General features: G+C 70.9%; 11 protein-coding genes. 5 read left to right on the top strand and 6 right to left on the bottom strand.

Annotation, left to right across the window (positions count from 1 at the left end; all coding sequences use genetic code 11):
* Nucleotides 1-66 precede the first annotated feature (66 nt).
* Both P3W75_RS04295 and P3W75_RS04290 read right to left on the bottom strand, forming a co-directional pair.
* Nucleotides 67-1,065, bottom strand: a complete 999-nt coding sequence (locus P3W75_RS04295; protein WP_276226138.1) for an AraC family transcriptional regulator — start codon at nucleotides 1,063-1,065, stop codon at nucleotides 67-69.
* Between the two features lie 134 nt (nucleotides 1,066-1,199).
* Entirely contained in the window at nucleotides 1,200-1,580 is a 381-nt protein-coding gene (locus P3W75_RS04290) for a hypothetical protein (protein ID WP_276226137.1), read from the bottom strand.
* A 236-nt stretch (nucleotides 1,581-1,816) separates the two neighbouring features.
* Here P3W75_RS04290 and P3W75_RS04285 point away from each other — a divergent pair, with 236 nt between their 5' ends.
* Nucleotides 1,817-2,134, top strand: coding sequence for an Mpo1-like protein (locus P3W75_RS04285; protein ID WP_276226136.1), 318 nt, complete (start codon nucleotides 1,817-1,819; stop codon nucleotides 2,132-2,134).
* Nucleotides 2,135-2,237: 103 nt separating this feature from the next.
* Here the strand turns inward: P3W75_RS04285 and P3W75_RS04280 are convergent, their stop codons facing one another.
* Nucleotides 2,238-6,563, bottom strand: a complete 4,326-nt coding sequence (locus P3W75_RS04280) for a DEAD/DEAH box helicase (protein ID WP_276226135.1) — start codon at nucleotides 6,561-6,563, stop codon at nucleotides 2,238-2,240.
* A 111-nt stretch (nucleotides 6,564-6,674) separates the two neighbouring features.
* Here P3W75_RS04280 and P3W75_RS04275 point away from each other — a divergent pair, with 111 nt between their 5' ends.
* The gene (locus P3W75_RS04275) at nucleotides 6,675-7,046 is read left to right on the top strand and encodes a hypothetical protein (RefSeq protein ID WP_276226134.1); all 372 of its coding nucleotides are present in this window, start codon (nucleotides 6,675-6,677) and stop codon (nucleotides 7,044-7,046) included.
* An 86-nt stretch (nucleotides 7,047-7,132) separates the two neighbouring features.
* Here P3W75_RS04275 and P3W75_RS04270 read toward each other — a convergent pair whose 3' ends face one another.
* Entirely contained in the window at nucleotides 7,133-8,698 is a 1,566-nt protein-coding gene (locus P3W75_RS04270) for a sigma-54-dependent transcriptional regulator (protein WP_276226133.1), read from the bottom strand.
* Between the two features lie 258 nt (nucleotides 8,699-8,956).
* Here P3W75_RS04270 and phhA point away from each other — a divergent pair, with 258 nt between their 5' ends.
* The 3 genes from phhA to P3W75_RS04255 all read left to right on the top strand — a co-directional run bounded on the left by phhA (nucleotide 8,957) and on the right by P3W75_RS04255 (nucleotide 11,406).
* A complete protein-coding gene (phhA, locus tag P3W75_RS04265; protein WP_276226132.1) occupies nucleotides 8,957-9,745 on the top strand; it encodes a phenylalanine 4-monooxygenase in 789 nt (262 codons plus the stop codon).
* A gap of 114 nt (nucleotides 9,746-9,859) precedes the next feature.
* The gene (locus P3W75_RS04260) at nucleotides 9,860-10,216 is read left to right on the top strand and encodes a 4a-hydroxytetrahydrobiopterin dehydratase (protein WP_276226131.1); all 357 of its coding nucleotides are present in this window, start codon (nucleotides 9,860-9,862) and stop codon (nucleotides 10,214-10,216) included.
* Nucleotides 10,213-11,406 carry an amino acid aminotransferase gene (locus tag P3W75_RS04255; RefSeq protein WP_276226130.1) on the top strand — a complete coding sequence of 398 codons (1,194 nt, stop codon included), beginning with the start codon at nucleotides 10,213-10,215 and terminating at the stop codon, nucleotides 11,404-11,406. The genes P3W75_RS04260 and P3W75_RS04255 overlap by 4 nt, the downstream gene beginning before the upstream one ends.
* A gap of 176 nt (nucleotides 11,407-11,582) precedes the next feature.
* Here P3W75_RS04255 and P3W75_RS04250 read toward each other — a convergent pair whose 3' ends face one another.
* Both P3W75_RS04250 and P3W75_RS04245 read right to left on the bottom strand, forming a co-directional pair.
* Nucleotides 11,583-13,823 carry an acylase gene (locus tag P3W75_RS04250; protein ID WP_276226129.1) on the bottom strand — a complete coding sequence of 747 codons (2,241 nt, stop codon included), beginning with the start codon at nucleotides 13,821-13,823 and terminating at the stop codon, nucleotides 11,583-11,585.
* Between the two features lie 276 nt (nucleotides 13,824-14,099).
* Nucleotides 14,100-15,131 (bottom strand): AraC family transcriptional regulator, encoded by a 1,032-nt coding sequence (locus tag P3W75_RS04245; protein ID WP_276226128.1) that lies wholly within the window; start codon nucleotides 15,129-15,131, stop codon nucleotides 14,100-14,102.
* Nucleotides 15,132-15,233: the final 102 nt, after the last annotated feature.

The following is a 15,233-nucleotide window of genomic DNA, read 5'->3' as shown; positions in this document are numbered from 1 at the left end:
CTGCGCTGATCGGCGTACGCGGATGTTTCGCCGCTCTCCGTACCCGCGATCGCGCGTCCTGCCCCGCTACAACCGCTCGCGGTACTCGCCCGGCGTCACCCCGAACCAGCGGCGGAAGGCGCGGAAGAAGTTGCTCGGTTCGGAGAAGCCCAGCAGGTAGGCGATCTCCAGCAGCGTCATGTGCGGTGTCGCCAGGTATTGCTGGGCCAGCTCACGGCGGGTGTCGTCGAGCAGTTGCTGGTAGCTGCCGCCCTCTTCCTGCAGGCGCCGCTGCAGGGTGCGCTCGGACAGGTGGAGGATTTCCGCCACCACCTCGCGCCGAGGTTCGCCCTGGGGCAGCAGGCGGCACAGCACCTGGCGGGTCTGGTGGCTGAAGCGGCTGCTTTCGAAGCGCGCCAGGTACTCGCCGGCGAAGCGGTCGTGCAGGCGCGCCAGCTCGGCGTTGGCGGTCGGCAACGGGGCGGTCATGTCGGCGTGGGAGAACAGCAGCGCGCACTGCCCATGGCCATAGCTCAGCGGCGCCTCGAACAGCGCCTGGTAGGGCGTCGGGTCCTGCGGCGGCTCGCCGGCCAGGCGCACGTCCAGCGGGCGGATGTGCCGGCCGGTGATCCAGCGCACCAGGCCGATCATGCCGGCCAGCGAGCTTTCCGCGCTCTGCCGCGGAGGCAGCAGGCGGTCGCCGTGGACCTGCACGCTGAACAGGCAGCCTTCGGGCTGGCGGCGGAAGCTGACGTCGGCGCCCTCGGCGATGATCCGCTGGTAGCGCTCCAGGCGCTCGAACCCCTCGGCGAGGTTGCGGCTGGACATCAGCGCATAGCCCAGCACCGGGAACGCCGGGGTGTGCACGCGGGCCATGTTGAGGGCGATGGCCGGGTTGCCGCTGAGTTCCACGGCGCGTTGCCACAGGCGGCTCATGTCGTCCTGCGGGATTCGCGCGTCGGGGTCGTCCAGCACGCCGTGGTCCAGGCCCAGTTCGGCGAACAGGGCGCGACCGTCCAGGCCTTCCTGCTCGATGGCGAGGAGGATTCCACGCACCCAGCTGGACAGTGTCGTACGCTCAGGCATCTCGATTCTTCTTATGGTCCGTCAGCCGCCAGCCAAGGGCGGGGGAAGGATACTACCCCATGTTCCGACGGATCGAGCGCCCGGTGAAAACGAAAAACCCCGCGCAAGGCGGGGTTCTGCGGCGAACGACGCGATCAGATGAAGGTGCGCTTGGGTGGCGCCTTCTTGTCGTCGTCGCTGTTCGACCAGCCGCCGCCGACGCCGAAGTCGATTTCCTGGCTCTTCAGGTTGAAGCCGACGTCGGCGCCGCCGAAGTAGCCCTGGCCCTGGTAGGCCGCGCCGATGTTCGGGCGGAAGGCGCCGGAGGTGATCACATAGTCCAGGCCGACGGAACCGACGGTCTCGTTGTCCTCATCGTTGGAGAACGCCTTCACGCCGACGGTGAAACCGCCCTGGCTGCCGAACACGTAGCTCACGCCGACACCGACGCCGATGTCGTCGGCCAGGGCCACGGAAGGAGCGGAAACGGCGGCAAGCAGCACAGCAGATACGAGACCAAAGCAGCTTTTGTTCATGGCGGGGCGCAATCCAGAGGACAACGGAGAATGGGGCGCGAAAAGTACGCGCAGCGCCCTTGCGCCGTCCAGAGCGCAGGCTCGGAAAACGTCGACATTCCGACAGGTGGCACATTGATATCAAACCCTGCCGCGCCGCGCAGTGCCCGCCGGGACACTAAACTGGCTGCAGGAGTCATCCGCGAGTGATCGCGCCCGTCATTACACTGGGCCATCACAACAACAGGAGGTGCACCATGGCCACCCATAGCGCCGAGCGTTTCCAGAGTTTCGCCGAGTTCTACCCCTTCTACCTGCAGGAGCACAGCAACGCCACCTGCCGCCGCCTGCACTACGTCGGCAGCCTGCTGGTGCTGAGCATCCTCGCCTACGCGGTGATCGGCGGCCACTGGGCCTGGCTGATCGCCCTGCCCTTCGCCGGCTACGGCTTCGCCTGGGTCGGCCACTTCGTTTTCGAGAAGAACCGCCCGGCCACCTTCCAGTACCCACTGTGGTCGTTCATGGGCGACTGGGTGATGCTCAAGGACGCCTTCACTGGGCGGATTCGTTTCTGACGGCGGATTCGCTGGGTATCGCTGCGCTCCACCCACTCTACGAAAGCCCACCGCTCCTCCGCAGGATGGGTGGAGCTTGTGATACCCATCAAGGCCCCAGTCGCTAGCGGCGGATCAATAGCTGCCGCGCCTCGGCCGTTTCCTCGGCCGAGAGCTCGCTCCAGAGCAGCGGCTTGCCGGCGACCAGCGCGCCCAGGGCGGCGCCGTCGCGGTAGAGCACGCGGTTGCCGGCCAGCGCCGGGACTTTCTGCCCCGGCAGCAGGGTGCCGGCCAGGTTCAGCGGGTCCACCGCCGAGAGCACCAGCCATTCGCCGTCCTTCTCGCGCTTGCGCACCTCGCGCAGCAGCGCCACCGCCTCGGGCAGGGCGAACTGCTCGCCGGTGAGCCCGGCGACGAAGCGCCCGCCACGGATTTCCCCGCGCGCCTCCAGGCGATGGTAGACCCGCAGCAGGTCGCGCCACGGCGGCAGCCAGTCGGCCTCGCGCTCCAGCACCCGCCAGCAGACCACCCCGTAGCGGCGCAGCAGGGTCATGGCCACGTGTTCCAGCACCTCCGCCTGCAGGCGTGGCGGCTGGCCGTCGATCAATTCGTTAGGTGGCCGCCGCAGCAGCGCCCAGCGCCCGGCGTCGGCCATGCCGAACAGCGGCGTGCGCGCCCGGCGTTCCTGGCGGCTGCGCTTGGCCGCCGGCAGCAACAGGGCGCGCAGGCCGGCGAAGCTGTCGGCGTTCACCCGCCCCACCGCCACCAGTTCGCCGAGCGCCATCTCCAGCTCACTGCGCAGCAGGTGCGCCTCGCCGGTCAGCTCGTCGAAGAACAACGCGCCTTGCTCCTGCAGGGCCTGCAGCACCTTCTGCGCCTTGGACGACAGCTCCGCCTCCGGGGCGTCGGCGCACAGCGCGCCCCACAGCGGCAACTGCCGGCGCGGCAGCAGCACGATGGGCGTGCTGCGCAACGGCCCGCCGCCGCTGCGCCCGCGCGCCGTGGCGCGGCTCGGCAGGCGCGCCCAGACCAGGCGCCCGGCGCGGCACAGGTCGTCCAGCCAGTTGATCCCGTAGTCGGCCACCCGTGCCGGCAGCAAATCGCTTTCCCAGGCCCCGGCGGCGGCCTGGAAGCCTTCCAGCTGGCTGAGCACCCCGGCCAGCGCCTCGGCGCCGCGCACCCGCGTCGCCCTGGACACCCGCTGCCAGTCGAACAGGAAGCGCATGAAGTCGGCGCGCTCCACCGGCTCGATCTCGCGGCGCAGGCGGCGCACCGTGTAGCGGTGGATGCGCGCCAACAGGTGGCGCTCGCACCATTCGTCCTCGGCGGCGCCGGGGCTGAAGCGGCCGCGCAGCACGTAGCCCTCGCGCTCCAGGCCGGCCAGGGCGAAGGCGATGTCGGCCCCCGCCAGGTCGAGGTCGGCGGCCAGCTGCGCCTGGGTGCGCGGACCGAAGCCGGTCAGGCGCGCGCGCAACAGTTCCAGGCGCGCATCCTCGGCGGACCAGTCCTCGCGCAGGTTGCCCGGCAGCTCCAGCGGCGGCGTCTGCCGCGCCTGTGGATAGACCGCCAGCAACTGGTCGAGGCGCTCGGCGGCCACCCACAGGTCGGCGCCGCCGCTGCGCAGACGGGTCGCCCGGCCGGCCTTGGCCAGGCGCCCCAGCAGCAACTCCCAGCCAAGGTTGGCGCGGGCCTCCTCGGCGAGGATGCAGCCCAGGCCGCTCAGCGCTTCGTGCACCTCGTCCGGGTCGCGGGCTTCCGGCCAGGCCTCGGCGCGCACCGCGGCGATGGCGTCCGGGTCCAGCGCGCCGAGGTCGTCGGCGGACTCCGGGTCGCTCCAGCGCCGGTTCAGCACGGCCTGGGTGCGGCGCTCTTCCAGCGGCGCGTCGTCGAGGAAAGCGTAGGGGCTGGCGCTGAGCACCTCCGCCGCCAGCGGCGAGGGCGCCGGCAGGTCGCGCGCGTACAGGGCCACATCGCCGGCCTCCATGCGCCGCAACAGGGCCAGCCAGGCTTCGCAGTCCATGGCCTGGTGCAGGCAGTCGTCGAGGGTCTGGGCCACCAGCGGGTGGTCGGGAATCTCGCGCTCGCCGACGATGTTCTCCAGACACGCCACCTGGTCGGGGAACACCGCCGCCAGCAGGTCCTCGCTGCGCATGCGTTGCAGCTGCGGCGCCACCTTGCGCCCGCCCCGGTAACGCGGCAGGGCCAGCGAGGTGGTGGCGTTCCAGCGCCAGCGCACACCGAACAGCGGCGCGTCGAGCAGCGCCTGGACCAGCACGTGCTCGGCGTTCTTCGAACTCAGGTAGCGCCACACCTCGTCCAGCGGAAAGCTGTGGCTGGTGGACAGCGAGAGGATGATGGCGTCCTCGGTGGCTGCCGCCTGCAACTCGAAGTTGAAGGTGCGGCAGAAGCGTTTGCGCAGGGCCAGGCCCCAGGCGCGGTTGACCCGGCTGCCGTAGGGCGAGTGCAACACCAGCTGCATGCCGCCGGATTCGTCGAAGAAGCGCTCCAGCACCAGCGCCGACTGGCTCGGCAGCACGCCCAGGGCCTGGCGCGCGCGGGCCAGGTATTCCACCAGCTGGCGCGCCGCCGCTTCCCCCAGGCCCAGCGCTTCCTCCAGCCAACGCAGCGCCGGGGCCAGGGGTTCGGCGCTGCCCTGCCCTTCGCCGAGCAGCACGTCCAGGCGCTCGCGCAGGCGCGACACGCTGGCTGACAGTTCGTCGCTGCGCCCCGGTGCCTCGCCCAGCCAGAACGGGATGTTCGGCGGCAGGCCCTGGGCGTCCTCGACGCGCACCTTGCCCGGCTCCACGCGGAGGATGCGGTAGGACACGTTGCCCAGCTGGAACACGTCGCCGGCCAGGCTTTCCACGGCGAAGTCCTCGTTCACCGTGCCCACCGTCAGGCCCTGGGGCTCCAGCAGCACCTGGTAGTCGCCGGTATCGGGGATGGTGCCGCCGGAAGTCACCGCGGTCAGCCGCGCGCCGCGCCGGCCACGGAGCAGGCCGTGGACGCCGTCGCGGTGCAGGTAGGCGCCGCGCTGGCCGTTGCGGCTGGTGTAGCCCTCGGCGAGCATCCGCAGCACCGCGTCGAAGCGCTCGCGCGGCAGCCCGGCGTAGGGCTGGGCGCGGGTCAGCAGCTGGAACAGCTCGTCCTCGCCGCATTCGCGGCAGGCCACCTCCGCGACTATCTGCTGGGCCAGCACGTCCAGCGGCGCCGGCGGGATGACCAGGGCGTCCAGCTCGTCGCGGCGCACGCTGTCGAGCAGCGCCACGCATTCGATCAGTTCGTCGCGCGAGGTGGGGAACAGCCGCCCCTTGGGCGTGCCGCCGACACTGTGCCCGGAGCGCCCGACACGCTGCAGGAAAGAGGCGATGGAGCGCGGCGAGGCGACCTGGCAGACCAGCTCGACGTCACCGATGTCGATACCCAGCTCCAGCGACGCGGTGGCCACCAGCACCTTCAGGCGCCCGGCCTTGAGCCGCTGCTCGGCGCCCAGCCGCTGTTCCTTGGACAGGCTGCCGTGGTGCGCGGCGACCTTGTCGATGCCCAGGCGCTCGCCCAGGTGGCGGGTGATGCGCTCGGCCAGCCGCCGGGTGTTGACGAACACCAGGGTGGTGCGGTGCTCCCCGGCCAGTACGGCGAGGCGGTCGTAGACGCTGTCCCAGACCTCGTGGGACATCACCGCCTCCAGCGGCGCCGGCGGCACCTCGATGCCCAGGTCGCGGGCGCGGCTGTAGCCGATGTCGACGATGCGGCAATCGGCGGCGCCGCAGAGGAAGCGCGCCACCAGCTCGATGGGTTTCTGCGTGGCCGACAGGCCGATGCGCACCAGCGGCGCGGCGCACAGCGCCTGCAGGCGTTCCAGCGACAGCGCCAGGTGGCTGCCGCGCTTGCCGCCGGCCAGGGCGTGGATCTCGTCGACGATGACGCTGCGCGCGCCGGCCAGCATCTGCCGCCCGGAGTCGGAGCCGAGCAGCACGTAGAGCGATTCCGGGGTGGTCACCAGGATGTGCGGCGGGCGCCGGCGCATGGCCTCGCGCTCGCCCTGGCTGGTGTCGCCGGTGCGCACCGCGCTGCGGATATCCACCTCCGGCAGGCCGAGGCGCTGCAGCTCGGCGCGGATGCCGGCGAGCGGCTCCTCCAGGTTGATGCGGATGTCGTTGGACAGCGCCTTGAGCGGCGAGACGTAGACCACGCAGGTGCGGTCCGGCAGCTCGCCACCGTTGGCCAGCCCCTCGCGCACCAGCTGGTCGATGGCCGAAAGGAAGGCGGTGAGGGTCTTGCCCGAGCCGGTGGGCGCGGCCACCAGGGTCGAGCGCCCGGCGCGGATCGACGGCCAGGCCTGCACCTGGGCCGGCGTGGGCGCGGCGAAATGACGGGCGAACCAGGCCGCGACGGCGGGATGGAAACCCTGCAGGACGTCGGCGGGAACGCTGCTGACGAGTCGGTTCATGGCCTCGAATATGGTGGCGGTGCACAAAGCACTCAAGGGCCGACGATGACTGCTCGTCGGCGGCCACGCCAGGCGCTACCCTGCGCGGATTCCCCCGACGGACCGCACGACATGGCCGAGAAAGACCGCGACTGGTACTGGCAGAACCTGAAGAATCCCGGCCAGCCCGGCGAGCCGCCCCGGCGCAAACCACGCCAGTTGCGCCGCGCGCTCAGGCACCTGGCGGAACTGGCCCTGCTGGTGGCCCTGGCGCTTGGCGCCTGGGCGCTCTGGCAGAACCCGGCCAGCCACCAGTGGGGCGAAGCGCGCTGGCACGCCCTGCTCGGCCGCCTGGGCCTGGAACGCCCGGCCGACAACACCGCGGCCCAACCGACGAAATACGGCGACAGCCCGCGCAGCATGGCCGAGTGCATCAAGCCGGGGAACCTGATCGACGACGAGGTGCGGGCCTGCGTGAAGGGCTATCGGGTGAAGACCTGGTGATCCGCGGCCCGGGAGCGGGTTTCCCGATGTGCGGCGTCTTCCTGTAGGAGCGCGCCGCGCGCGCGAATCGCGGGCATGGCCCGCTCCTACGGGGTGTCGGTGCCCTGGCCCAGGCCATGCTGGCGCAGCTTGTTGGCGATGGTGGTGTGCGACACCCCCAGGCGCTTGCCCAGCAGGCGGCTGCTCGGGTGTTCGCGGTACAGGCGCTCCAGCACCGCGCGTTCGAAGCGGCCGACGATGGCGTCCAGGCCGCCCTCCAGCGAGAAGTCGCCCAGCGGGTGCGGCGCGCCGTAGTCCGGCAGGCGGATGTGCTCGGCCTTGATGGTGCCGCCCTCGCACAGCGACACCGCCTGGAACAGCGCGTTCTCCAATTGCCGCACGTTGCCCGGCCAGTGGTAGCGGCCCAGGCGCTCCATGGCCTGCGGCGCCAGCAGTGGCAGGGGGCAGCCGATCTGCCGGCTGGCCTGGTCGAGGAAGTGCTCCACCAGCGGACCGAGGCCGTCGAGACATTCGCGCAGCGGCGGGATGTGCAGCGAGAGCACGTTGAGGCGGTGGTACAGGTCCTGGCGGAACTCGCCCCGGGCGCAGAGTTCGGAGAGGTCCACCTGGGTCGCGCAGATCACCCGCACGTCGAGGTACACCTCCTCGTCGCTGCCCACCCGACGGAAGCAGCCGTCCTGCAGGAAGCGCAGCAGCTTGGCCTGCAGGCGCGGGCTGATCTCGCCGACGCCGTCGACGAACAGGGTGCCGCCGGCGGTCAGTTCCAGCAGGCCGAGCTTGCCTTCCGGGCGCGCGCCTTCGAAGGCGCCGGGGCCGTAGCCGAACAGTTCGGTCTCGGCCATGGATTCCGGCAACCCGGCGCAGTTCAGCGCCATGAACGGCGCCTGCCCGCGCGGGCTGGCCAGGTGGCAGGCGCGGGCCAGCAGTTCCTTGCCGGTGCCGGTCTCACCCTCGATCAGCAGCGGCGCGTCCAGCGGCGCCATGCGCCGCGCCTCGCGGACCACCGCGGCCATCACCCGCGAGCTCTGGAAGATGCTGTCGAAGCCGCGCAGCTCGTGCTTGCGCACGTTGTAGATGCGCTCGCCGACGCGGTCGGCGCGGTGCAGGGTGAGCACGGCGCCGGCCAGCGCCTCGCTTTCGTCGTGCTCGGATTGCAGCGGGGCGATGTCGGCGAGGAACACGTCGCCCTTGATCTTCACCCGCAGGCCGTTGATCCGCGCCTTGTTCGCGCGCACCAGTTGCGGCAGGTCGAGGTCCTCGGCATAGCGCGCCAGGGGAATCCCCGGCACTTCGTCGACGCGCACCCCGAGCAGCTGCGCCGCCGCGCGGTTGCCGGCGACGATCTGCCCGGCCATGTCGATCGACAGCACCGGGAAGTCCAGCGCCGCCAGCAGCGCGTTCAGTTCCAGGTGCCGGCGCTCGCTGGGCATCAGGCCCACGCGCTTGACCCCGAACACCCCCGGCACCGCTTCCAGCTTGGGCCGCAGCGACTGGAACTGCAGGTTGATCAGGTTCGGGCAGAGCAGGTAGATGGCGTTGCCCTGCTCGCCACCGACCTCGCCGCGGTTAACGTTGATGCCGTACTCGACCAGCAGGTTGAGGATGTCGCGGAGGATGCCGACGCGGTTCTGGCAGTGGACTTTGATGCGCATGGCGGGCCCGGAATCGTTGTTGTACGGGGCGGCGCCCGGCGCGATTTCGCCAGCCGGGCGGAATTTTCCGTCAAGAATATGTGACAGCAGAAACCGCCAGCAAGCTGAAAACCCGCGAACCGGCTCCGCTCGTAAGATTTTCTTTACGGTTTCGCAGCGACACGGCGCCGCAGGACGCTCGGCCGGGGGCTGCGCCGGCACGCGATCGCCGCTATTGATGAAGCATCACAACAACAGCGGCCCGAAGCCGGAGGCCCCATGAAGACAACGCAGTACGTGGCCCGCCAGCCCGACCCGGACGGTTTCATCGACTACCCGGAAACCGAGCACCAGGTCTGGAACACCCTGATCACCCGCCAGCTCAAGGTGATCGAGGGCCGCGCCTGCCAGGAATACCTGGATGGCATCGAGCAGCTCGCCCTGCCCCACGAGCGCATTCCGCAGCTCGGGGAGATCAACCAGGTGCTGCAGGCCGCCACCGGCTGGCGGGTCGCCCGGGTGCCGGCGCTGATCCCGTTCCAGACCTTCTTCGAGCTGCTGGCCAGCCAGCAGTTCCCGGTGGCCACCTTCATCCGCACCCCGGAGGAGCTGGACTACCTGCAGGAGCCGGACATCTTCCACGAGATCTTCGGCCACTGCCCGCTGCTGACCAACCCCTGGTTCGCCGAATTCACCCACACCTACGGCAAGCTCGGCCTGGCCGCCAGCAAGGAAGAACGGGTGTACCTGGCGCGGCTGTACTGGATGACCATCGAGTTCGGCCTGCTCGACACCCCGCAGGGCCGGCGCATCTATGGCGGCGGCATCCTCTCCTCGCCGAAGGAGACGGTCTACAGCCTGTCCAACGAGCCCGCGCACCAGGCCTTCGACCCCGTCGAGGCGATGCGTACGCCCTACCGCATCGACATCCTGCAACCGCTGTACTTCGTACTGCCGGAGCTCAAGCGCCTGTTCGAGCTGGCCCACCAGGACATCATGGCGCTGGTCCGCCAGGCCATTCAGCTGGGCCTGCACGCGCCGCGTTTCCCACCCAGGCAGGCAGCCTGAACCGGTTTTTTTATCGCCCATCTGTATCTGGAGCGGGGCGGCGCGCGCGCCTAGGATGGTTCGCGAGCACGCTCGCTCCCACGTTATGGACCTGTCCCTACAAGGAGAACCCCGATGACCGCCCTCAACCAAGCCCACTGCGAAGCCTGCCGCGCCGACGCGCCCCACGTCTCGGAAGAGGAGCTGGCGAGCCTGATCAAGCAGATTCCCGAGTGGAACATCGAGGTCCGCGACGGCCACATGGAGCTGGAGCGCGTGTACCTGTTCAAGAACTTCCGCCACGCCCTGGCCTTCACCAACGCCGTCGGCGCCATCGCCGAGGAGGAAGGCCACCACCCCGACCTGCTGACCCAGTGGGGCAAGGTCACCGTCACCTGGTGGAGCCACGAACTCAAGGGCCTGCACCGCAACGACTTCATCATGGCCGCGCGCACCGACGAGCTGGCGAAACTCGCCGAGGGCCGCAAATGAGCCACTTCGGCCACGTCCCACGGGTGCCCGGCGACCCCATCCTCGGCCTGATCGACGCCTTCCGCGCCGACCCCAACCCGGCCAAGCTGGACCTCGGCGTGGGCGTCTACAAGGACGCCCAGGGCCTGACCCCGATCCCCCGCGCGGTGAAGCTCGCCGAACAGCTGCTGGTGGAACGCGAGACCACCAAGAGCTACGTCGGCGGCCACGGCGACGCGCTGTTCGCCGCGCGCCTGAGCGAACTGGTGCTGGGCAGCGCCTCGCCGCTACTGGCCAGCCAGCGCGCCGACGCCAGCCAGGCGCCCGGCGGCACCGGCGCGCTGCGCCTGGCCGCCGAGTTCATCGCCCGCTGCCTGCCCGGCCGCGCCATCTGGGTCAGCGACCCGACCTGGCCGATCCACGAGACGCTGTTCGCCGCCGCCGGCCTGCGGGTCAACCACTACCCCTATGTCGGCGCCGACAACCACCTGGACGTCGAGGGCATGCTCGCCGCCCTGGAGCGCGTGCCCCACGGCGACGTGGTGCTGCTGCACGCCTGCTGCCACAACCCCAGCGGCTTCGACCTGGCCTACAACGACTGGCAACGGGTGCTCGACGTGGTGCGCCGGCGCGAGCTGCTGCCGCTGATCGACTTCGCCTACCAGGGCTTCGGCGACGGCCTGGAGGAGGACGCCCGCGCGGTGCGGCTGTTCGCCGAGAGCCTGCCGGAACTGCTGGTGACCAGCTCCTGCTCGAAGAACTTCGGCCTGTACCGCGACCGCGTCGGCGCGCTGCTGGTCTGCGCCGCCAACGCCGACCAGCTGGGCAAGGTGCGCAGCCAGCTGGCGAGCCTGGCGCGCAACCTCTGGTCGACCCCGCCGGCCCACGGCGCCGAAGTGGTGGCGAGCATCCTCGGCGACCGCGATCTCAAGCAGATCTGGCTGGAGGAAGTGATCGCCATGCGCACGCGCATCGCCGAGCTGCGCCTGGGCCTGGTCGAGGCGCTGCGCCCCCACGGCCTGGCCGAGCGCTTCGCGCACATCGCCATCCAGCGCGGCATGTTCTCCTACACCGGGCTGACCCCGGAGCAGGTGCGCCGCCTGCGCGAGGAGCACAGCGTGTACATGGTCGGCAGCGGCCGGGCCAACGTCGCCGGCCTCGACGCCACGCGCCTGGACGACCTGGCGCGGGCCATCGCCGCCGTGGTCTGAAAAACGGCGGTTCGCGAGCAAGCTCGCTCCTACAGGGCGCACGATGCCTTTCGTAGGAGCGAGCGTGCTCGCGAACCCGCCCCCTCTACCCAGCGACGGCGGATAACGCCGTAGGCGTTATGCGCCCTACGATCTTCGTAGGGCGGATAACCGTTCGCGGTTATCCGCCGTCCGCCCTACGGTTCGCGCAGGTTCAGCACCTCCAGGTCGGGATCGCCGGCGATCTGCGCCTCGCTGAACGGCAGCGCCGGCCATTCGCCCCTGGCGAACAGCCGCGTCTGGTCGTCGTGGTGCGGCGAGGTCGGCTCGCTGGACTGCGAGAACGCCAGCAGCCCGCGCGCCTGCGGCCCCTCGGCGGTGAAGCGCACCAGCTGGATGTAGCTGCTGCCGCTGAGCACTTCGTAGTGATCCTTGCGCCACTCGGCGTGGATGGCGTTGTACACCCCGTCCTGGCCAGAACCACCGGGAATGCCGATGGCCCCGGAACGTTGCAATTGCCCCCAGCAGCTGTCCGGGCGGATCGCGCGGCTGTCGATTTCCTTCGCCGCGTCCTGTAGCGCCTGCCGCGCCGCATCGCTCGGCGCGACGCCACTGGGCGTGGTCAGCGGCTGGCGTGGGTCGAAGGGCACGCGCCAGGCGTTCGGCAGCTTGCCGAAGCGTTCGGCGAAGGCCTGGAAGTAGGCGAAACCGGGGCCGCTGTCGAGGTTGCCGCTGCGGTCCCAGCCGGCCAGCGCCGCGCAGGCGCGTTGCGTACCTTCGGGGGCGGGCTGGCAGAGCGCGAGCAGGTCGTCCAGCAGCAGGTCGGCGAGGTACACATGGTTGCCGGTGACCAGCCGTTGCAGGTCGTCCGGGCCGAGCCTGGCGCTGCCTTGCAGGAAGTTCAGGGCGAAGCGCGCGCGCGGGCCGAGCGGCACGCCGTCGCGGCTGACCAGCGGCGAGAAGCCGCTCAGCGGTTGCGCCGGGTTGCTCAGCCAGGCGCTGTCGTTGGAGTTCTGCACGAAGTCGCGGCGTTCCAGGGCGGGCATCCGCGCCGGCGGCGTCAGCCCGGCATGGGTCGCGTCGGCCGCCGTCGACCAGGCGCACTGCGCGCGATCCCCGCGCAACAACGGCAGGCCCGGCGCGTCGAGGGCGCAGGCGGCCAACTGCTCGGTGCTCAGGTAGGGCACCACCGACTGGTTCAGGTATAGCACTCGGCCTTCGGCGTCGGCCGCCAGGGTGTTGACCCAGGGGATGCCCTGCCAACGCTGGATGCCATCGCGCAACTCGTCCAGGCTGCGCGCGTGATCGATGGCGTACCACTGCTGCAGCACCCGCGTGTTGTCCAGGTTGGCGTCGCGGATGGCGTAGGCCTCGCTGGCGTTCCACGGCAGCTTGCCGGGCAACGCCAGCAGCGGGCCGTATTCCGATTCGTAGAGCACATGCTGGCGAATCCCCAGGCTGCCATCGGCCTCGCGCACCTGCACCTGCAGGTGGCGCTCCATGAGCGCGCGCGACTGGCCGTCGACCTGGTAGCGCCGGTTGTCCTGCGGGTCCAGCGCCAGGCGGTAGAGGGTGAAGTGGCTGGAGGTGTCCACCGTGTGGCTCCAGGCCAGGTGGCGGCTGAAGCCGATATTCACCAGCGGCATGCCGGGCAGCGCCGCGCCCATCACGTCGAGCTGGCCGGGGATGCGCAGGTGCATCTGGTAGAAGCGCAGCGCGCCGTACCAGGGGAAGTGCGGGTTGGCCAGCAGCAGGCCGCCACCGTCGGCCGAGCGCTCGCTGCCCACGGCGATGGCGTTGCTGCCGTGGTCCTCGGCGAAGCGTTCACGGCGTTGCGCGGCAGCCGTCAGCGCCGCGTCATCCACCAGTTTGGCGCCGGCCTGCCCCGGCGGCGCGGCGGCCAGCATGGCTTCGGCGAACTGCCCGGCGCCGGCCTGCACCAGCAGGCGGCGGGTCAGGCGCAGCAGGTCGTCGGCGTCGATCGGCCGCCGCCACGGCTGGCCGGCGCAGCTTCCGGAGCCTGGGTTGTCGCGCAGCCAGCGGTTGAAGCCGGCGGCGTAGCCGTCGAGCAGGTCGCGGATCGGCCGCGGTTGGGCCCGGCGCATGCGGCGCAGGCCGTCGTTATCGTTGAGCCAGGTGAAGAAGAAGTCCGAGGCCAGGTTGCCGACGCCGGCGGAGGAGCGCCCGTCCAGGCCGAACCAGCGCGAGCGTTCGCCGCGCGCGGTGACGATTTCCTCGGCCAGCAGGCAGGCGTTGTCGCGGGCGTAGGCGTAGCCGATGCCATAGCCCAGGCCGCGCTCGTCGGCGGCCTCGATGTGCGGAATGCCGAAGCGGGTCCAGCGGATCTGCGCCTGCAGCGCGGAGCCGGCGGCGAAGGCCGGGGCGCAGGCGGACAGCAGCAGGCCGGCCAGGGTGGCCAGGCGGGGGTACTTGCTCATGAATCCCTCGGTGCTCGGGTGACGGCCGGGAACCCGGCCAGGATGGCATGGCGCGCCCGCGTGCGGGACGCCAGGGGATGCCGCGGCGACGCCTTCACGCGAAGACGGCGAAGGCGCTCTCGGCGCGCGACTGGGGTACTGACATGGGTCGTTCCTTGAGCTGTCGGCGCGCCGGGTATGGCGCGCGCTTCCTCAAGGGGAACGGATGGCGGCGCGCGGAAATTAATCTGCGACTACTGGCGACCTGCCAGCCGAAAGCCGTCTGCGACGGGCCTTTCAGGGCTGCGCAGGCGGCCCCGCGCGGCGCTTCCAGCGGCCCGGCGAGACGCCATTCCAGCGCACGAAAGCGCGGGAAAAACTGGCCGCCTCGGCATAGCCCAGGCACTGGGCTATGCCGTTCAGGTCCAGCCGCGACTCCAGCAGCAGGCGCTCGGCCAGGCGCCGGCGGATGCCATCGCCGAGCGCCTGGAAAGTCTGCCCCTCGGCGGCCAGGTGACGCTGCAGGGTGCGCTCGGACAGCCCCAGGCGACGCGCCACCTCGCGGCTGTCGAGGAGGCTCGCCGAATCGCGCATCAGCACCTGTTGCACCGCCCGCGCGGTGGGCGTGGCGGCGAGGGTCAGGGACAGCTCGGCGCACAGCCGCTCGCACAGCTGCTCGCCGCTGGCGCGGGCGTCCAGGTGGGCCTGGGGCAGGCTGGCGTCGAGGTCGGCGTGGGCGAACAGCAGGGCGTTGCGCGCGGCGCCGAAGCGCACCGGGTACGGCCAGTCGCGGGCGTAGGCGGCCAGGTCGACCGGCGCCTCGGCCTTCAGCTCCAGGGCCAGCGGCGCGACCGGCCGCTGCAGCAGCTCGACGGCCAGTTGCAGGCAGCCGGCCATGCCGCGCTCGACCACGAAGGCGCGGGCGTCCGGCGGCAGCACGCCATCGTCGAACAGCAGCCACACCCCGCGCGCGTCCACGGCGTGGCTCACCGGGCAGAGGGTCAGGGCCAGGCTCTGGAAGCGGCCGAAGGTCTCGAAGGCCTCCAGCAGGCTGCGGCAGGCGAGCATGGTGAAACCCAGCAGGCCGAGGGAGGTCAGGTGATAGCGGCGCCCGGCGGCGAAGCCCAGGCCGGGGCGCGCGCCGTGCTGCAGCAGGTTGCGGATCACCGCCAGCTCCTGCCAGGCCTGGACCTGGGCGTTGCGCCCGGCCAGCTCGGCGGCCTCGATGCCGCTGCCCACCAGGCAGGCGCCGGCGTCCAGGCCCTCGGCGCGGGCGCATTCGAGCAGGTGGCGCACGCCGGTGATGTCGCGGTTCTGGCGCCAGTCCATGGGAGGCCTCCGGGCAATGGCGGGAATCATCAATTTCTGGCGCTGATCATCATGGCGCAAGCGCGGGGCCGAGGCCATGCTGATCAGGCCAACAACACCAAC

It is taken from the genome of Pseudomonas citronellolis, assembly GCF_029335315.1.
Taxonomy (GTDB): Bacteria; Pseudomonadota; Gammaproteobacteria; order Pseudomonadales; family Pseudomonadaceae; genus Pseudomonas; species Pseudomonas citronellolis_A.
This window is presented reverse-complemented; position numbering and strand designations above follow the sequence as displayed.